The following is a 17,884-nucleotide window of genomic DNA, read 5'->3' as shown; positions in this document are numbered from 1 at the left end:
ATTGGTTTTTCCAGATCATCCCCCGCCGCTGTGAGCGGCGGTTCGCTTTTCAGCAATGAAAACCATTCAGCCATCTGCGCACTGGCGATTTGCGTCAGTTGTTCATCGTCCAGTTCACGGGAGAACAACTGCGCCAGCCAGGCGTAAACACAGGCAATCTGTTGTGCTGTCAGCGTGGTCATGATTTCACCTGCGACGCCGGAACATATTCGCACTGCGCCACCATCTCAATCGGGCCGCTAAATGCCGTCACCTGCTCCACTGTTCCGTTGTACTTCTCAATTTCCACCAGCGTAGTGTGCGCACTGGTCGCCTGCGCCAGCTGCGAAGTTCCGATGTCGATGGTCAACACGTTGGGGTTACCGTATTTGCACAGCGCACCAGGCTCGCCGCCTTTATCTGGATCGTACCATGCCCCTTCGTGAATTCGCGCCACGCCGGGTGCATAGCGGTCAGAAACCACTGCCCCTGCCAACACCTGACCGCGAGCGTTAAAGACGCGTACCACATCACCGTTACGAATACCGCGCGCACTGGCATCCTGCGGGCTAATAAATACTGGCTCTTTACCCGCTACCGTATATTGCTGACGCAGGGTTTCAGATTCACATAACTGTGAGTGAAGTCGGAAATCGGGATGCACAGATTGCAGATGCAACGGATACTTCTGCGAGCCGGGTCCACCGTGGGAACGTTCGATTTTCTCAAACCACATCGGATGCCCCTGACAATCGTCATAGTTCATGTCGGCGATGGTTTTCGAGTAGATCTCAATCAGGCCACTCGGCGTGCCCAGCGGTTCGAGATCCGGATCTTCGCGGAATGCCTGGTGGCGAACGAACATCTGCGGATGGTCAAACTCGACGTACTCTTTGTTATTCCAGAAGTCATCAAACGCGGGCAGATGAACGCCGCGTCCTTTACCCTGTTGTACACCTTCCTGCCAGATGCGTTTCAGCCAGCCCATTTCGTCCAGACCTTCGGTAAAGGCTTCTTCGCGATTAAAGCGGCGGCACAGCTCGCGGAAAATATCAAAGTCGTTGCGCGCCTCGAACTGCGGCGGCACGACCTGTTTCATGGCGATAATGCCACGGTTGGAGTGGTTGCCGTACTGGTCGAGATCGTTACGCTCAAACTGCGTGGTCGCAGGCAGCACGATGTCGGCAAAGCGGCAGGTTGAGGTCCACTGGTTATCTATGGCGATAACCGTTTCCAGCTTGCGCCAGCCTTCAATAATGCGGTTGATCTGCTGATGGCGATGGAACGGGTTAGTTCCGGCAAAAATACACATTTTCAGCGGCGGCAGTTTTACCGATTTACCGTTCCAGTTGATCACTTTCCCCGGTTCGAGGATCGCATCGATAAAACGGGCAATCGGAATGGTGCTGCTGTAGCCTTTGTAGTCACTGTTGTCGTGAACAGGCGGAATCGACGTAGAGCCGGAGAAACCACTCAGAATAACGCCTTTACGCCCCGGCGTGCCTGCGCCGTTATAGTGCCAGCCAAAACCAAAGCCACCACCTGGCAGGCCAATTTGCCCCAGCATCGCCGCCAGAACGACAATCATCCACGCCCACTGTTCACCGTGCTGCATACGCTGCACGCACCAGCCAGCAATAATTTGCGTTCTGTTCGCCGCCATCTGCCGCGCCAGCCCACGAATGGTTTCGGCATCAATGCCGGTCAGTTTTTCAGCCCATGCGGCATCTTTCGGCTGACCGTCTTTCTCACCCAGCAGATACGGCAGGAACTGCTCAAAACCCACACAGTAGTTAGCGAGGAAGTTTTTGTCGTACAGGTTTTCACTGTACAGCGTATGTGCCAGCGCCAGTTGCAGCGGCACGTCAGTTTGCGGGTTAACCGCAATGTGCTTCACATGCTCGCGCCCCAGATACTCATGGGTGGATGTGACAACCGGATCGATGCTGATGACCACAACTTCACCGGCGGCGACTTTCGCTTTTAGCTGCTCGTAATATTCATAAACATCGTGATCTGGGCACCACCAGTTCGCTTGCTGGTTTTTCAGCAAATCGGAGCCCCACAGTACAATGGTTTTGCTGTTCTGCAATACCAGCGGCCAGGAGGTTTGCTGTTCATACACTTCCATCGAACCGACTACGCGCGGCAGGATCACCTGCGCAGCACCGGTAGAGTAATCTCCGCCCGTACCCACGCTATTGCCATGCAAGGCAATAGCTTTCGCCAGCATCCCCGAAGCGTTATGGAACATCCCCGTCGATTGCCAACCACTGGCGGTCAGCAAGGCACTCGGCCCGTGAGTTTTCTGCACGCGTTCCAGTTCTTCATAGAACATGTCGAGGGCTTCATCCCAGCTCACGCGCACAAAACGGTTATCACCGCGCTGGGATGTGTCGCTCAGATGGCGCTTACGCAGCCAGTCCACGCGTACCATCGGATAACGAATACGCGCCGCGTTGTGTACGTGATCCGGCAATCCGGCGATCATTTTCGACGGATATTTATCCAGTTCGAACGGTTTTGCCGCCACAAAGCGACCATCCTTCACCGTCGCGCGGATAGCCCCCCAGTGCGATCCGGTCAGAATGCCCTCTTTCGAGGTGACGGCCTCAGTAGCCGCTTGCGCCGCAGTCGCACGGCGCGGCGTTAACAATGACGGCCCCAGCATCCCGGCGACGGTTAAGCCGCCGAGCTGCGCCAGAAAACGCCGACGTGATGCCTGAAAGAGATCGTTATTGTTCATTATTTTTCTTCCTTCTTATCGCCGTGAGCCTTACCTGCGGTGTCAGACGCATTCATTTGCAGATATTTCAACAAGGTGCGTTCTTCACGTTTATCGAGACTGGTAAAGCCAATCATGCCGTTGAGCGTGCCGATCCAACCGTTAGCGTCAAAGTGGGCGATTTCCGGTGCGCCGTGGCACTGGTTACAAGTGCCGTTGTACAACGAATCCGCATAAGCCCAGATCGGTTTGATATCGTTTACCATGTCGCCTTTCTTCATCCACGCAGTGGCTTGCAACTTGCTCCACTCAGTATTGGTGTCGGCAACGGTAGTTTTCTCCAGCGTTTTCACCTGCTGCTGCACATCACCACGAATCGAGGCAACAAAGATGCGTTTACCTGGGAACTGGGTGAGTACACGCTGACGTCCGGCGCTTTCCGTCCAGCCGGTAATTTCAATTTGCAGCCAGTCACCGTCACGTTTAAGGACTTTCACTTCCGAAGCAGGCAGCAGAGAACCAGAGGCTTCTTTATCGCCTTTCGCCGCATAAATCGGCTTAATATCAATGGAGTACAGCGTGTCACCACTGTCATTAGCACTGGCGCGCAGCTCATCGAACTGCTTACGGAAGCCACTACTCATATCCGGCAACTGGTGGGCAATACCTTTATGACAGTCGATGCAGGATTGATTATCTTTCGCTGCCACCTTCATCTGACGTGCCGCTTCAGGATGCTGCTTCGCATGATCCATCGCATCGTAGTTATGGCAGGAGCGGCAGGTTGCCGAGTTGTTTTCTTTCATTCGCGCCCATTCACGCTCGGCAAGTTCCGCGCGTTTGGCTTCGAATTTTTCAGGTGTATCAATGGAGTGGGCAATAAAGGTCTGGTAGATATCGTTGCTCGCTTCCAGTTTGCGCTTCACCATGCCTGGAATATCCGGCGGGATATGACAGTCATGGCATTCAGCTCGCACGCCGGAGGCGTTCTGGAAATGCACCGACTGTTTATATTCTTCATACACCGGTTGCATACTGTGGCAACTGACACAAAATTCGGTTGTGCTGGTGACTTTGATCCCAACGTGTGGCAATACAATCAGCGCAATGCCAATCACAATCCCAATAGCGACCAGCGCCAGTACCGACCAACGAGCACTGGGTCGGCGTAGCGCGTTCCAGAGTTTCCGCATAATAGCCCCTGTAAAATTATGGTTTAGTGAAGCGATCTTAATGAGCAAATATGAACAGCGGCACTGGTCAGGATGAACGGCTTACGGCAGAATATGAACAGATATGAACAGAATGAGTAAAACCCTCTGATGCCACATCACATTGTTATTGTTGAAGATGAACCGGTTACCCAAGCGCGATTACAAACCTACTTCACTCAGGAGGGGTATACCGTTTCCGTTACGGCGAGCGGTGCCGGGCTGCGGGAAATTATGCAGAATCAGCCGGTGGATTTAATTCTGCTGGATATCAACTTGCCCGATGAAAATGGCCTGATGTTAACCCGCGCCCTGCGGGAACGTTCGACAGTGGGGATTATTCTGGTTACCGGACGCAGCGATCGAATTGACCGTATTGTTGGGCTGGAAATGGGCGCAGACGATTACGTCACCAAACCGCTGGAACTGCGCGAACTGGTAGTACGGGTAAAAAATCTGCTCTGGCGAATCGACCTCGCGCGACAAGCTCAACCGCACACTCAGGACAATTGCTATCGCTTTGCCGGTTATTGCCTGAATGTGTCGCGCCATACGCTGGAGCGGGATGGCGAGCCGATTAAACTGACCCGCGCAGAGTATGAAATGTTGGTGGCATTTGTGACGAATCCGGGCGAAATTCTCAGCCGTGAACGTCTGCTGCGTATGCTTTCTGCGCGTCGGGTGGAAAACCCTGACCTGCGCACCGTCGATGTGTTAATTCGTCGTTTACGCCATAAACTCAGCGCGGATTTACTGGTGACGCAACATGGCGAAGGTTATTTCTTAGCTGCTGATGTGTGCTGATAAAAATAAACCGGACGAAATCCCCCTGGCGACAGCGAGCGGCGGATATGTTCACGGTCGGCATTTTTCGGCGTCAGGACTAAAATCGGTGGGCTGACATTATCAGACACCGATTGCCCCTGTAATTGCCTGATGGCCTGCTCAACTGCCAGTTCCCCCTGCCAGACCATTTGATCGCTGGCAGCCATAATCACTCTTCCCCGCTTCAGCCCGCGATACACCTGATGTGAAAGATAAAACGACACCACGGTAAGCGGCGTTTTCAGGTTACGCCCTTCACCCATTGCCGCCTCTGCCGCAATGGCCGTTCCGGCAACGACGTCGATTTCTGGATGGCGCTCCAGCATCTCCTGCAACAGGTTACGCTGGATTTCAATATCGTTGTCGCCGAGCGCAATATCGACAATACGCACCGGGCTTCCGGCAATGGCTGCGCGAAAACCCTCTACCATCTCCTTACTGCCCCCGGCGTTATCGGGGCCGGGCATCAACAGCACGTTCAGTGGTTTACCGTGGCTCCATTGCACCAGATATCGCCCTGGTTGATAGCCCATCTGAAACCAGGGCACACCAACGCGGCTTTTTATCTGGGGAGCATCAATAGCATTTACCAGTTCGATCACCGGCAGACTTGCTACCTGCTTTTGCAGATCGGGAAATGACGTCGTGCTACTACCGAGCAAAATGGCCTCTGCCCCCCATTGCTTACACTGGTCGATTTGCGCCTGCTGGGTAGCTAACTGGCTGTAGCCGCCTGCCTCCAGCACTTTTAAATCCACACCGTAGCGGCGAGCAGCCTCCTGCATTCCATAGTTCAACGATAACCAGTATGAATCTTTCAGGCTGGGGTAAAGCGCGCACAGTTTCCATGCGCGTTTGGCTTTAAGCGGCGTAAAGGGTTGCACCGTGAAATGCTGCGCATCATGCCAGCGCAACAGGTTATCAGCCGAAAATGCCGGCAACATGAAAAGGGAAAGAAGTAAAAATAGCAGTACGCGCATGATAGCCTCATCAATAATAAGGCTTTATGCTAGATGTATTCCGCTTTGCGACTCAACCTTTTTCACCTTAAGTACACCGACCGTGAATTTAACCCTGACCCGAAGGCTCTGGATGGGCTTTGCCCTGATGGCGCTGTTAACCCTGACCAGTACCCTGGTGGGATGGTACAACCTGCGCTTTATCAGCCAGGTGGAAAAAGACAATACTCAGGCATTGATTCCTACCATGAATATGGCGCGCCAGTTGAGCGAAGCCAGCGCCTGGGAACTTTTCGCCGCGCAGAACCTGACCAGTGCCGATAACGAAAAGATGTGGCAGGCGCAGGGGCGAATGCTCACCGCACAAAGCCTGAAGATTAATGCGTTGCTGCAAGCGTTACGGGAACAAGGTTTTGATACCACCGCTATTGAACAACAGGAGCAGGAGATCTCCCGTTCGTTACGTCAACAAGGGGAGCTGGTGGGGCAGCGTTTGCAACTGCGCCAGCAACAACAGCGACTCAGTCAGCAGATAGTCGCCGCCGCCGATGAAATCGCACGCCTGGCGCAAGGTCAGGCGAATAATGCGGCGACCTCCGCCGGAGCTACCCAGGCCGGGATTTACGATTTGATCGAACAACATCAGCGTCAGGCCGCCGAAAGCGCACTCGACAGGCTGATTGATATCGATCTTGAGTATGTTAACCAGATGAATGAGCTGCGCCTTAGCGCCCTGCGGGTGCAGCAAATGGTGATGAATCTGGGGCTGGAACAGATCCAGAAAAATGCGCCAACGCTGGAAAAGCAGCTCAATAATGCGGTGAAAATTCTGCAACGTCGGCAAATACGCATTGAAGATCCGGGTGTTCGTGCTCAGGTTGCGACAACGTTAACTACCGTTAGCCAATATAGCGATTTGCTGGCGCTGTATCAGCAGGACAGTGAAATCAGCAATCACCTGCAAACTCTCGCCCAAAATAACATCGCCCAGTTCGCGCAGTTTAGTAGTGAAGTCAGTCAGCTGGTCGACACCATTGAGCTGCGCAATCAGCACGGACTGGCGCATCTCGAAAAAGCCAGTGCACGCGGGCAATACAGCCTGGTATTGCTGGGAATAGTTTCACTTTGCGCACTGATTCTGATCCTCTGGCGCGTGGTTTATCGCTCTGTCACACGTCCACTTGCTGAACAAACGCAGGCGCTGCAACGCTTGCTGGACGGTGATATCGACTCCCCTTTCCCGGAAACCGCTGGCGTGCGGGAGCTGGATACCATCGGGCGGCTGATGGATGCGTTTCGCAGCAGCGTTCATGCGCTGAATCGCCAGCGCGAACAGCTGGCGGCACAAGTAAAAGCGCGCACGGCTGAATTACAGGAACTGGTGGTAGAACATCGACAGGCTCGTGCGGAAGCCGAAAAAGCCAGCCAGGCAAAATCGGCATTTCTGGCGGCGATGAGCCATGAGATCCGCACACCGCTGTACGGTATTCTCGGCACCGCGCAACTGCTGGCAGATAACCCCGCACTTAACGCCCAGCGTGATGATTTGCGGGCAATTACCGACTCCGGCGAATCGCTGCTGACCATCCTTAACGATATCCTCGATTATTCGGCTATCGAAGCGGGGGGCAAAAATGTTTCGGTCAGCGATGAACCCTTTGAACCACGCCCGCTGCTGGAAAGTACCCTGCAATTAATGAGCGGGCGGGTGAAAGGTCGCCCGATTCGCCTGGCAACGGCAATTGCCAACGATGTACCGAGCGCGTTAATGGGCGATCCGCGACGTATTCGCCAGGTTATTACCAACTTGTTGAGCAACGCCGTGCGTTTCACTGACGAGGGGCAGATCGTCCTGCGCAGTCGCACTGATGGCGAGCAATGGTTGGTCGAAGTGGAAGACAGCGGCTGCGGTATTGATCCCGCGAAACTGGCAGAAATATTCCAGCCATTTGTTCAGGTAAGCGGCAAACGCGGCGGCACCGGTCTGGGGCTGACTATCAGTAGCAGTCTGGCTCAGGCGATGGGCGGCGAACTGAGCGCCACCAGCACGCCGGGGGCTGGAAGCTGTTTTTGTTTACGCTTGCCGTTACGTGTTGCCACTGCCCCCGTGCCAAAAACAGTCAATCAGGCGGTACGTCTGGACGGTTTACGTTTGCTGTTAATTGAAGATAACCCGCTAACCCAGCGAATTACCGTTGAGATGCTAAACACCAGTGGTGCGCAGGTCGTGGCTGTTGGCAATGCCGCGCAGGCGATAGAAACGCTGCAAAATAGTGAACCATTTGCTGCCGCACTGGTGGATTTTGATCTGCCGGATATCGACGGCATTACCCTTGCCCGACAACTGGCACAGCAATATCCGTCGCTGGTTTTGATTGGCTTTAGCGCCCATGTCATCGACGAAACGCTGCGCCAGCGAACCAGTTCGCTCTTTCGCGGGATTATCCCTAAACCAGTGCCGCGTGAAGTGCTCGGTCAGTTACTGGCGCACTATCTCCAACTGCAAACCAATAAAGATCAATCGCTGGATGTATCGCAACTCCATGAAGATGCTCAGTTAATGGGGACGGAGAGTATTCGCGAATGGCTGACATTATTTAAACAACATGCCCTGCCACTTCTCGATGAAATAGACGCAGCCCGCGCCAGGCAGGACTGCGAAAAAATTAAACGTGCCGCGCACCAGCTAAAAAGCAGCTGCGCGAGTCTGGGAATGCGTAGCGCCAGCCAGCTATGCGCGCAACTGGAGCAGCAGCCATTATCTGCGCCCCTCCCACACGAAGAAATTACACGCAGTGTTGCCGCTCTGGAAGCGTGGTTGAATAAGAAAGACCTGAACGCGATTTGAATCAATATCAGCCAGTTAAGAATATTTAGAATAGTGGCATTTAGTATGCAACTTAACGGGCTGGCAAAATCATGACAGAGAAAAAAAGAACCCGCTGGCAGCGGCGGCCAGGCACGACGGGCGGCAAATTACCGTGGAATGACTGGCGTAATGCCACGACCTGGCGTAAAGCGACGCAATTATTACTGTTAGCAATCAATATTTATATTGCCGTCACCTTCTGGTACTGGGTGCGCTATTACGAAACGGCAGGTAGTACGACATTTGTCGCCAGACCAGGAGGCATCGAAGGCTGGCTACCGATTGCCGGCCTGATGAATCTGAAATATAGCTTTGAAACAGGCCAGCTACCTTCCGTCCATGCCGCCGCGATGCTGTTGCTGGTCGCTTTTATCATCATCAGTCTGTTGCTGAAAAAGGCCTTTTGTTCATGGTTATGCCCGATTGGTACGCTTTCTGAATTAATCGGCGATCTCGGGAAAAAACTGTTTGGTCGGCAATTTGCCCTTCCCCGCTGGCTGGATATTCCTCTGCGCGCAGTGAAGTATTTGCTGTTGAGTTTTTTTCTCTATATCGCGTTATTGATGCCCGCTCAGGCAATTCACTATTTTATGCTATCGCCCTACAGCGTGGTGATGGACGTTAAAATGCTCGATTTCTTTCGTCATATGGGAACCGCGACATTAATCAGCGTGACCGTTTTGCTGATTGCCAGCCTATTTATTCGCCATGCCTGGTGTCGTTATCTTTGCCCATATGGCGCGCTGATGGGCGTGGTTTCGTTATTTTCGCCGTTTAAGATTCGTCGCAATGCCGAAAGTTGTATCGATTGTGGCAAATGCGCAAAAAATTGCCCATCACGGATCCCGGTCGATAAATTAATTCAGGTACGAACAGTGGAATGTACCGGCTGTATGACTTGCGTAGAGTCATGTCCGGTCACTTCAACATTAACTTTTTCGCTGCAAAAACCTGCGGCAAATAAAAAGGCCTTTGCGTTGTCTGGCTGGTTAATGACGCTATTGGTTCTGGGGATTATGTTTGCGGTGATTGGATATGCGATGTATGCGGGTGTATGGCAAAGCCCGGTGCCAGAAGAATTGTATCGACGCTTAATTCCACAAGCGCCAATGATTGGTCACTAAATTAGCAACAAGCGGAACATCACCTCGTGCGGGGTGATGTTCACAAAATCACATTATTTTGATTTTGACGTCATAACCTTCAAGCCCGGTCATTTTCTCCCGCGCAGTAAAGCGAATTTCAGAGACTTCTTTCCCTGTGTTTTTATTCAATTCGGCGATTTTTTGCGCAATAAAGTCGGAGATTTCCGTTTCGGCTTGTTTTTTTAGCTCTTCAATATTCACTGTTAACCTCTTCTGGTCTTAAAAGACAGCAACACGCCAGCAAGGTGTTGGTTCCGATCCCCTGGTCAGGTTAGAAATGTTATAAGCCATCTGCATGAAAGATTCAATAATCAGTAGGTTATCGCTCAATATGCGTACAGGGATAAGCGCAAACAGAAGATATAAAAAAGGCTCCGCGAGGGAGCCTGATATTATTTTGTGAAATCCAGCGGCGCATGGTCAGTGCGTATTTGCAAGGCAACGTTATCAAAGGTGATCATCGTCGATTTACAGAAAATACACTTAGCGCCCAAAGGGTTTCGCTCCGTCACATCGAATGCCGATGTGCGGTACTGTGAACCATGACAACATGGACAGCGGAAATGGAGATGTTGAGTAATAACGGCAACCTTAGAGCGTAACAACGTTCGCTGCCGAGGGACCACGTTGCCCCTGCTCAATAGAAAATTCGACTTTCTGATTTTCATTCAGCGTGCGGAATTCATTGCTCTGGATGGCGGTGAAATGAACGAAAACGTCCTTGCTGCCATCATCAGGAGTGATAAAGCCAAAACCTTTATCTGCGTTAAACCATTTTACTAAACCAGTCATTTTATTAGACATATTTTACTTCCTTCATTTTGAGCCTTTCGGCAAACAGGGCTTTATTACAGAAACTACTTAGTGTTCAGGAGAGAGACTCAAAAGAAGGGGATAATGCCTGATAATGAGAACTGCTTTAGTAAACTACTTTGTATGCTGTCTGTCTTTCAAACCGACGCAGCTATTAACGCATGATAAATATGATTAAGCAAATTTTATTTTAGCCGTCCGGCGGTCTTAAATATCGCTGGCTTTATTTTATTAACACCGTATAGTGCGGCGCAGTATTTTTAGTAAGGAATTTGTTTGTCCCGTAAAATGACAGGAATTGTCAAAACCTTTGATCGCAAAAGCGGCAAAGGATTCATCATCCCCTCCGACGGTCGTAAAGAAGTCCAGGTTCATATTTCCGCATTCAGTCCCCGCGACGCAGAAGTGCTCATCCCAGGATTACGCGTAGAATTTTGCCGCGTCAATGGCCTGCGAGGACCAACAGCGGCAAATGTTTATTTATCCTGATGTAAACTACATGCCGGAATACGCGCTTCATTCACTATTTGCGTAAAATCCGCCAGTGAACACATGCCCTGCGCGTTTCTCTCCTCACATTCTGCCAGTGTCAGTTTTACCTCTCCAGGCGGCGTTTTTAGCGATAGCGGCGTTTTATCACGCATCTGCTGCAAGGTCTGGAATACCAGCGAAACCTGAATCCATTGACTGTTATCACTTAGCCGCCGCCAGCGTTCAAATACCAGTTCACCACCCGGCGGGGTGTTATCCGGTTGACCCGGCAGCGTCCAGTTAAGCTTCAGTGCCCCCCCCAGATTCGCCAGGTTGGTATCATGCCCGGCAATAAACAACAGTGAAGTCGGCAGCGTAATTCCATAGTTCGATTTTTGCGGGTTGTTTGGCGTCAACGCCGTCAGAACTAAATCCAACAGCGGTGTGGCACGACGACGAGCCACATCCGGGGTACGTTGCAGCAAATAAAACTGCGCATTATGCAGGCTTAACAAGGTGTTCCACTGATGTGAATCAGTAATTCGTCCCCAGCCAGGCTCCGGCATTCCCTGTGCTTGTTGCAGGAGAAATATCTCCGTCAGCATGGATGCGAGGCTTACCGCACCCGTTAATGAGACGTTATCAGCACTCACCTTGAGTTCAGAGGGCAATGCCTGCGTGAACGAACAGCTTTCGTCTTGTTTCTCTCGTTTGAGGCACAGACTTGATTGCGGAAAATTGAGTACCCGCTCCAGTTCGTGAAATGCCGTTTGCCGATGATCGGTAAAATCAACGAGAGAGCCGCCTGCCCTGCTGAGAATCGCCTCAGTCACGTTCACTTTATCCAGTTGGCAAACACCGGTTTTCAGGGGATTAAATAACGGATCGGGACGGGAAGTGTCTGACTGAGTATGTACGGTTATTGCACAGTCGGGAGCCAGCCCGGCAGCAAAGGCTTCGCCTGTTTTACGAGTGCGCTCGTCAACATCGGCAATAATCGCGACCTGCCCAGCTTTCGGGCAACCATTTTTTGCCAGCAAACCGTCAGCCACCAGGCGTTGGCGTTGGTAATGTCCGAGATAAGAGATCAGCTCACCGCCTCGTGGTGTCAGCCAACCCAGTTTCACCGGCCAGCCAGGCCAGGTGTCTGGAGTAACGTCCTGCATGATTTGCGTAGATTTGGTGGGTGCTCGCACACCATGACGGCTGACAATCACCACACTTTCCAGCTTCAGTTCCGGCGCCCCCTGAGCAAATGCAGGTAGCGGAGTTAACGGAAGCAAAAGAGAAAAAAAGGGGATCAAAATCGCTTTCATCGCCAGGTTTCCGTTTTTCATGTTTCGCATTATTGCCTGATGCGACGTTGATGCGTCTCATCAGGCCTACGTTTGTTGTGCGTCAAATCAACCTTTCAGACGCGGTTCCAGCCATACCAACACCACGGTGGAGAGTGAACACATCAACAAAATTCCGACGAACCACAATAAATACCACATTGATCATCCCTCCTTAGTACAGCTCACTATCGTGACGGCGAAGCGTTTCAGTTGTCATGCGCCCCCACATTTTGTAGTAGCTCCATACAGTGTAGAGCAACACAATAGGCAAAAATATCAGCACAATTACTAACATAATGCTCAACGTCAGCTGACTGGAGGTGCTGTCCCACAGCGTCAGGCTGGAGATCGGACTGATGCTCGAAGGCATGACAAACGGAAACAGCGTGATGCCCGCCGTGAAGATAACGCCAAATTGCATCAATGAGGCCAGCAGAAATCCCCAACCGGGGCGACCCCGATAAATAGCCATCACCGTCAGTAATGGGCAGAAAAAACCCAGCAGCGGGAAGATCCACAAAATCGGCGATTCAACAAAATTATTCATCCAGGCACCGGGCAGTACTGTAACCAGTTTCATTAACGGATTGGACGGGCCGTTAACATCCTGGGCGAGCAATACAAAGCCATCAATACCCACCCACAGCCAGTACCCCGCCAGCAAAAAGCACAGCATGACCAACAGCGCAGCGCGTTTGGTCGCCAGTTGCGAACGCAGGTGAATAGCTCCGACCGTTTTTAGTTGCAACCAGACGCCACCTTGTAAAATCACCATGCCCAGACTGAGCAAACCACACAGTAATGGGAACGGTGTCAGCAATTGCCAGAAAGAACCGAGGTACTCCACGCGTAATTGCGGCGTGAAGACAAACGGCACGCCAAGTAACAAATTGCCGAACGCGATACCGAAGACCACCGGCGGCACCAGGCTACCGATGACCAGACCGGCATCCCACATTTTACGCCAGCGCGCATCAGCGATTTTTCCACGATAATCAAAAGCCAGCGGGCGAAAGAACAGCGAGCACAGCACCAGAATCATCGCCACATAAAAGCCGGAAAACGCCGCTGCATAGACTCTGGGCCAGGCGGCAAATAATGCACCGCCCGCAAGAATCAACCAGACCTGGTTGCCTTCCCAGTGTGCGCCAACGCTGTTAATCAATACCCGACGTTCATCATCATCACGCGCCACCAGCGGCAGCAGACAGCCGATCCCCATGTCAAATCCATCGGAGATCATAAAGACCACCAGGATGACGCCAATCAGCAGCCACCAGATGAAGCGCAATGTTTCATAATCAAACATGATTCTCTCCTTACCCCTGTTGCTGCGTCGGTTGTTCACTCTGCATCGCGCTCGGCCCCAGACGGGCATATTTCTGCATCAGGTAGACTTCGGCGATTAAGAACAGGGTATAAAGCCCTACGATCATGATCAGTGAGAAAGCCAGTTGTCCCGTGGTTAACGCGGAGTGCGCGGAGTATGTCGGTAAGATGTCCTGAATCGCCCACGGCTGACGACCAAACTCGGTCATAAACCACCCGGCTTCAATGGCAATCCACGGCAGCGGCAAACTCCAGAGCGCCATTTTCAGCACCCAACGATGCTGGTCAATTTTACCGCGCAGCGTCTGAACGAGCGCAATCAGCATTACCAGTAACAGCAGCGAACCGCAGCCCACCATGATGCGGAAACTCCAGAACACCGGCGCAACCTGTGGAATAGCGCCACGCATTGCTGCCTGATACTGCGCCGGTGTGACATGATTCATATCCGGCGCATAGCGGGAGAGCAACATGCCGTAACCAAGGTCGCTTTCCAACTCCCGGAATGCCTGCAACACATGTGGCTCCCGGTTACCTTGCGAGATCTCCTGCATCAGCAGCCAGGCCATACGTCCGCGTTGCAATCGTGGGTAGGTTTCAGCCATCAAATTTTTCAGCCCGGGTACGGGCTTATCTAATGAGTGAGTGGCGAGGATCCCTAACAGTGCGGGAATTTTGATGGCAAAGGCATTACGTTCTTGATCCTGTTCCGGCCAGGCAACGAGATGGAACGGCGCAGGTGCGGGTTCGGTTTGCCACTCCCCTTCCATTGCGGCCAGTTTTACCGGCTGAACGCGTGCGACTTCATAAGCAGAACTGTCTCCAAGTTGCAGCGCGCCGATTATCGCCAGTGTGCCAAAGACCGAGCCGATGGCGAACGAACGTAGCGCGACATCACGCTCCCGTCCGCGCAGTAAATACCAGGCGCTGATCGCCATAATAAACATGGCCCCGGTCACATAGCCCGCCATCACCGTATGGACAAATTTCACCTGGCTGACAGGGTTAAAAACCAGATCGCTGAAACTGGTCATCTCCATACGCAGGGTGTCGATATCGAAATGCGCGCCGGTCGGGAACTGCATCCAGCCGTTAGCATTCAAAATCCACAATGCGGAGATATTGGAACCGAATGCCACCAGCCAGGTCACCAGCAGATGCTGGTATTTATTCAGCCGTTGCCAGCCGAAGAAGAACAGACCGACAAAGGTGGATTCGAGGAAGAAGGCCATTAATGCTTCCATCGCCAGCGGTGCGCCAAAAATGTCGCCCACATAGTTGGAATAGAATGACCAGTTAGTACCAAACTGAAACTCCATTGTCAGGCCAGTGGCCACGCCGAGAGCGAAGTTGATACCGAAGAGCTTACCCCAGAAACGCGTCATATCGCGGTAGACTGTTTTGCCGGTGACCACGTAAATGGTTTCCATGATAGCCAGCAAAAAAATCAGCCCCAGGGTAAGGGGCACGAATAAAAAGTGGTACAGCGCGGTCAGTGCAAACTGCCAGCGCGATAAATCAATAACATCCCACATGCGAACTCCTGTAGGCGAAGAGAGGGAAATAACCCTTTAATAGTAGATCTCCCTTTTTATCCTTACAGTTTGTAGGTGGTCGTATTCGCTGATTGCGATATTCATAAGACTGAAAGCGACATTTGCCGCCGTTTTCACTGTTGCTCGTTTTCCACCAGCCACTGACACACCTCGCCCAACCGCTGCGCAGAATCAGCCAAATCTTCCGGCGCTGCCAGCACAACTTCCGGTATAGGGCAGATTTCATAACTCTCAAGCAGCGGACCTTTTAGGGTGTCCGTGCAACGTAAATGCCAGACATGGCGTAACCCGGTGGCGTTGATATAGCTCTCGCCATAGCCAATGGTGCGAATCTGAATATTCCCCGCCCCGCAAAGGCGCGAGAGAAACAGCCGGTCAGCCTCGCTGATGGGCAATTGCGTCAGGTTAATACTGTGCGGCTGCGTGTCAGGGTTACGCACATGCGCCAGCAATTCATGAGCCAACGGCAGTCCGTTCATCAGGCCATCGATGGGTGGCGGTAACAGCGAATCTGTCGGCAAGACGTTTTGCGTTGCCGCCTGCCACAAAGGCAGCGGCGCGCAGCCAGTCTCCAGACGGTCTTCCAGTAACTGCTCTCCGCGACGTCTGCGCACTCGCCATAATCCGCAAAAAATTGCCTCCTGAATTTCACTTTCACTGCCATCAACGTGTTGGATGCGAACTGACACTTCCCCTTCCCCGAGAAGCGTATTGATAAAGTGGCGATCGTAAGCGTTGAGATTGAACAGATCGACTGCCAGTACCTCGCCCAAAGGGGGGATACGTTGGCTTAGCTGTTGTTGCAGTTCGTTTAACAGCACAATCACCTGCGGGCTATGTGCACACTGTTCCAGTGCCGCCATGCTCGGTTCATCATTCACCTGGCAGGTGATCGGCAGCGGATTCATACTGAAACTTTCGTCATCAGGTTGCGTTCCTGGCCCCAGTAAATGGAAAAAAGTGTCACTCATGAGGCACGCTCCTGTTGCGGTTCGACAAGCCCACGCATCAGGTTTATCAACTCCGTCCATGGGTGAATACCATTCAGCACGCCGCGATAGCTACCGCCGGTAAACACCAGTGTGGCGGGAAAGCGAAAAACACCAAAGCGATCGCCGATGGCTTCGCTTTGCTCAAGGTCAGCAATCGCCACCTGCCATGTAAAGTCTGGAAATTCGCGCAATAATTCGCCAATTATTATCGGATTATCACCGACCTCCGGCGTGCGTTTCGGATCGCTGCTTAACAGCACTACGCCGTCTGGTGCCTGCGATAACCAGTCATCAAGGCTGGATTCTGTGACAGGTGTCCAGCCGCGCGCCAGCATACGCTGCCACAACGCATTAAAAGGAGAGTCATTGATCATCCCTGCTCCTCCAGGCTCATCCGGTACTGGCGTAAGCGAACGCCTTCATAATTTTCCATCGACAGACAGTCATAGTTGAGACAGCGTGATTCCTCTGCCAGATGCGGTACGATTCCCCACTCTGCCAGTTGCGCCAGCGCCAACTGTTCTGCTGATGGCAGTTGTTCACGTGCCAGTTCGCTCAGGCTGCCACCGTAGTCGTCGAGCATTGCCGGTTGCAGCCCGACCAGGGCGATTTGTTCAGGCAAATGTCCACGAATATCCGCCAGCGCCAGCACTTCGGAGAAACTGTTCTGGTGCAGACTCATTTTCTTTGCGCTAAGATATGCCGGAATGCGCTCTCCGGCATATGTCCGTAGCGTTCCTGGCTCCAGCCCATAATCAATGGCATCGAGGATCAACAAGTGACTGGCGCTTTCAACGTAGCCCAACAAATTCAGCCCCTGAGTGCCGCCATCGACAATCTCCACGTTTTCGGGCCAGTGATAATGTGCATATAGCCGTTCCGCCACCCGCACGCCGAAACCTTCATCGGCCCATAGCAGGTTGCCCAGCCCCATCACCACCACGCGCTGCTCGCTCATGAACGCTCCTTGTTGCTTTTGACTTTAAAAAACTTGTGGCTGCGGTAACCATTCACCATCGTGGAGATCACCGTGTCATCAGACATGATGTCTTCACGCAGTGCCATATAGACATGACCGATCACAAACGCACCAATTAGCCACATCCCCAGCCGATGCCAGCTGTGAATGTCCAGCGAGTTGCCGCCCGTCCAGTAGAAAAACTCCACTACATAACGGAACGGCGCGAAAATGGCATACTGGCTGTGTTCGCTGAACAGCGCAAAACCGGTGACGATCATAAAGACCGACATCAGGAAATAGCCGAACATCGCCGCCTGGGCGATGGGGTTATGACCGATGTCGGCACTCGGGCGTTTTGCCAGAAACAGATACCAGCGGATTTCATACCACACGCCCAGCCACCAGCTTTTACGCCATACCGGCACAATGAAAAGCTCGCGTGAATAGCGATTACCCACGAACGCCCAGTAAATCCGCATCAGCAATATCACGGTAAAAATCATTCCGGCGCTGAAGTGAATTAACCTGATGTAGCCCATATAGAACAGATACGTCGCCTCGCCGCTGACCGAAGGCAGCGGCTTACCGATAAAGTAACCGGTGACCATCAACACCGCCATGCATAACACCGTCAGCCAGTGCCAGATACGGACTGGCGCTTCAAAGACATAGTGGCTGACAACGTTGTCGCTTTTCTCTTGCATGATGATTC

General features: G+C 52.4%; 18 protein-coding genes and 2 pseudogenes. 4 read left to right on the top strand and 16 right to left on the bottom strand.

The window, feature by feature from the left end; translation table 11 throughout:
* From torD to torC, 3 genes and pseudogenes are all read right to left on the bottom strand, one after another.
* Positions 1-182: pseudogene (gene torD / locus EQY_RS0111625) on the bottom strand (molecular chaperone TorD); the annotation flags it as partial.
* Entirely contained in the window at positions 179-2,725 is a 2,547-nt protein-coding gene (gene torA / locus EQY_RS0111620) for a trimethylamine-N-oxide reductase TorA (protein WP_001063158.1), read from the bottom strand. The pseudogene torD and the gene torA, both read right to left, overlap by 4 nt.
* Entirely contained in the window at positions 2,725-3,897 is a 1,173-nt protein-coding gene (torC, locus tag EQY_RS0111615) for a pentaheme c-type cytochrome TorC (RefSeq protein WP_001230242.1), read from the bottom strand. The genes torA and torC overlap by 1 nt, the downstream gene beginning before the upstream one ends.
* A 129-nt stretch (positions 3,898-4,026) precedes the next feature.
* Between torC and torR the strand changes: the two genes are divergently transcribed.
* Positions 4,027-4,719, top strand: coding sequence for a two-component system response regulator TorR (torR, locus tag EQY_RS0111610; protein ID WP_001120129.1), 693 nt, complete (start codon positions 4,027-4,029; stop codon positions 4,717-4,719).
* On the opposite strand, the gene torT is transcribed toward torR, so the two are convergent.
* Positions 4,692-5,720 (bottom strand): TMAO reductase system periplasmic protein TorT, encoded by a 1,029-nt coding sequence (gene torT / locus EQY_RS0111605; protein WP_001264938.1) that lies wholly within the window; start codon positions 5,718-5,720, stop codon positions 4,692-4,694. The two genes, torR and torT, sit on opposite strands and share 28 nt — an antisense overlap.
* An 82-nt stretch (positions 5,721-5,802) precedes the next feature.
* Here torT and torS point away from each other — a divergent pair, with 82 nt between their 5' ends.
* Both torS and EQY_RS0111595 read left to right on the top strand, forming a co-directional pair.
* Positions 5,803-8,547 carry a TMAO reductase system sensor histidine kinase/response regulator TorS gene (gene torS, locus EQY_RS0111600; RefSeq protein WP_001054750.1) on the top strand — a complete coding sequence of 915 codons (2,745 nt, stop codon included), beginning with the start codon at positions 5,803-5,805 and terminating at the stop codon, positions 8,545-8,547.
* Positions 8,548-8,618: 71 nt separating this feature from the next.
* Positions 8,619-9,692: a 4Fe-4S binding protein gene (locus EQY_RS0111595; RefSeq protein ID WP_000136746.1), complete on the top strand. Its 1,074-nt coding sequence runs from the start codon at positions 8,619-8,621 to the stop codon at positions 9,690-9,692.
* 48 nt (positions 9,693-9,740) lie between these two features.
* On the opposite strand, the gene EQY_RS0111590 is transcribed toward EQY_RS0111595, so the two are convergent.
* The 4 genes and pseudogenes from EQY_RS0111590 to cspG form a co-directional block, all read right to left on the bottom strand.
* Complete coding sequence (locus tag EQY_RS0111590) at positions 9,741-9,914, bottom strand: GnsA/GnsB family addiction module toxin (protein ID WP_001019199.1); 174 nt, start codon at positions 9,912-9,914, stop codon at positions 9,741-9,743.
* Positions 9,904-10,131, bottom strand: a pseudogene (locus EQY_RS26655) (protein YmcE). The gene EQY_RS0111590 and the pseudogene EQY_RS26655 overlap by 11 nt, the downstream one beginning before the upstream one ends.
* Positions 10,106-10,294, bottom strand: coding sequence for a cold shock small protein YmcF (gene ymcF, locus EQY_RS24570; RefSeq protein WP_071524879.1), 189 nt, complete (start codon positions 10,292-10,294; stop codon positions 10,106-10,108). The pseudogene EQY_RS26655 and the gene ymcF overlap by 26 nt, the downstream one beginning before the upstream one ends.
* A 10-nt stretch (positions 10,295-10,304) precedes the next feature.
* The gene (gene cspG, locus EQY_RS0111585) at positions 10,305-10,517 is read right to left on the bottom strand and encodes a cold shock protein CspG (RefSeq protein ID WP_000066493.1); all 213 of its coding nucleotides are present in this window, start codon (positions 10,515-10,517) and stop codon (positions 10,305-10,307) included.
* Between the two features lie 285 nt (positions 10,518-10,802).
* Here cspG and cspH point away from each other — a divergent pair, with 285 nt between their 5' ends.
* Positions 10,803-11,015: a cold shock-like protein CspH gene (gene cspH / locus EQY_RS0111580; RefSeq protein WP_000087760.1), complete on the top strand. Its 213-nt coding sequence runs from the start codon at positions 10,803-10,805 to the stop codon at positions 11,013-11,015.
* Here the strand turns inward: cspH and EQY_RS0111575 are convergent.
* From EQY_RS0111575 to hyaC, 8 genes are all read right to left on the bottom strand, one after another.
* Entirely contained in the window at positions 11,003-12,313 is a 1,311-nt protein-coding gene (locus EQY_RS0111575) for an AppA family phytase/histidine-type acid phosphatase (RefSeq protein ID WP_024212534.1), read from the bottom strand. The two genes, cspH and EQY_RS0111575, sit on opposite strands and share 13 nt — an antisense overlap.
* A gap of 87 nt (positions 12,314-12,400) precedes the next feature.
* On the bottom strand, positions 12,401-12,493 hold the full coding sequence (gene cbdX / locus EQY_RS0111570) for a cytochrome bd-II oxidase subunit CbdX (protein ID WP_000270307.1): 93 nt from the start codon (positions 12,491-12,493) through the stop codon (positions 12,401-12,403).
* Positions 12,494-12,506: 13 nt separating this feature from the next.
* Positions 12,507-13,643, bottom strand: a complete 1,137-nt coding sequence (appB, locus tag EQY_RS0111565) for a cytochrome d ubiquinol oxidase subunit II (RefSeq protein ID WP_000460783.1) — start codon at positions 13,641-13,643, stop codon at positions 12,507-12,509.
* Positions 13,644-13,653: 10 nt separating this feature from the next.
* Entirely contained in the window at positions 13,654-15,198 is a 1,545-nt protein-coding gene (gene appC, locus EQY_RS0111560; RefSeq protein WP_000263590.1) for a cytochrome bd-II oxidase subunit 1, read from the bottom strand.
* Between the two features lie 134 nt (positions 15,199-15,332).
* On the bottom strand, positions 15,333-16,190 hold the full coding sequence (locus EQY_RS0111555; protein WP_001285388.1) for a hydrogenase expression/formation protein: 858 nt from the start codon (positions 16,188-16,190) through the stop codon (positions 15,333-15,335).
* Complete coding sequence (gene hyaE / locus EQY_RS0111550) at positions 16,187-16,585, bottom strand: hydrogenase-1 operon protein HyaE (RefSeq protein WP_000606442.1); 399 nt, start codon at positions 16,583-16,585, stop codon at positions 16,187-16,189. Before hyaE ends, EQY_RS0111555 begins: the two co-directional genes overlap by 4 nt.
* Positions 16,582-17,169: a hydrogenase 1 maturation protease gene (hyaD, locus tag EQY_RS0111545; protein WP_000003651.1), complete on the bottom strand. Its 588-nt coding sequence runs from the start codon at positions 17,167-17,169 to the stop codon at positions 16,582-16,584. The genes hyaE and hyaD overlap by 4 nt, the downstream gene beginning before the upstream one ends.
* Complete coding sequence (gene hyaC, locus EQY_RS0111540) at positions 17,166-17,876, bottom strand: Ni/Fe-hydrogenase b-type cytochrome subunit (RefSeq protein ID WP_001156753.1); 711 nt, start codon at positions 17,874-17,876, stop codon at positions 17,166-17,168. Before hyaC ends, hyaD begins: the two co-directional genes overlap by 4 nt.
* Between the last annotated feature and the right edge of the window lie 8 nt (positions 17,877-17,884).

The sequence above is a fragment of the Escherichia sp. TW14182 genome (genome assembly GCF_000208525.1).
Taxonomy (GTDB): domain Bacteria; phylum Pseudomonadota; class Gammaproteobacteria; order Enterobacterales; family Enterobacteriaceae; genus Escherichia; species Escherichia ruysiae.
This window is presented reverse-complemented; position numbering and strand designations above follow the sequence as displayed.

Excerpts from the sequence above, each read along its gene's own strand:
- torA (WP_001063158.1), bottom strand. The coding sequence starts at position 2,725 with ATGAACAATAACGATCTCTTTCAGGCATCACGTCGGCGTTTTCTGGCG.
- torC (WP_001230242.1), bottom strand. The coding sequence starts at position 3,897 with ATGCGGAAACTCTGGAACGCGCTACGCCGACCCAGTGCTCGTTGGTCG.
- torR (WP_001120129.1), top strand. The coding sequence starts at position 4,027 with ATGCCACATCACATTGTTATTGTTGAAGATGAACCGGTTACCCAAGCG.
- torT (WP_001264938.1), bottom strand. The coding sequence starts at position 5,720 with ATGCGCGTACTGCTATTTTTACTTCTTTCCCTTTTCATGTTGCCGGCA.
- EQY_RS0111595 (WP_000136746.1), top strand. The coding sequence starts at position 8,619 with ATGACAGAGAAAAAAAGAACCCGCTGGCAGCGGCGGCCAGGCACGACG.
- cspG (WP_000066493.1), bottom strand. The coding sequence starts at position 10,517 with ATGTCTAATAAAATGACTGGTTTAGTAAAATGGTTTAACGCAGATAAA.
- EQY_RS0111575 (WP_024212534.1), bottom strand. The coding sequence starts at position 12,313 with ATGAAAGCGATTTTGATCCCCTTTTTTTCTCTTTTGCTTCCGTTAACT.
- cbdX (WP_000270307.1), bottom strand. The coding sequence starts at position 12,493 with ATGTGGTATTTATTGTGGTTCGTCGGAATTTTGTTGATGTGTTCACTC.
- appB (WP_000460783.1), bottom strand. The coding sequence starts at position 13,643 with ATGTTTGATTATGAAACATTGCGCTTCATCTGGTGGCTGCTGATTGGC.
- appC (WP_000263590.1), bottom strand. The coding sequence starts at position 15,198 with ATGTGGGATGTTATTGATTTATCGCGCTGGCAGTTTGCACTGACCGCG.
- EQY_RS0111555 (WP_001285388.1), bottom strand. The coding sequence starts at position 16,190 with ATGAGTGACACTTTTTTCCATTTACTGGGGCCAGGAACGCAACCTGAT.
- hyaE (WP_000606442.1), bottom strand. The coding sequence starts at position 16,585 with ATGATCAATGACTCTCCTTTTAATGCGTTGTGGCAGCGTATGCTGGCG.
- hyaD (WP_000003651.1), bottom strand. The coding sequence starts at position 17,169 with ATGAGCGAGCAGCGCGTGGTGGTGATGGGGCTGGGCAACCTGCTATGG.
- hyaC (WP_001156753.1), bottom strand. The coding sequence starts at position 17,876 with ATGCAAGAGAAAAGCGACAACGTTGTCAGCCACTATGTCTTTGAAGCG.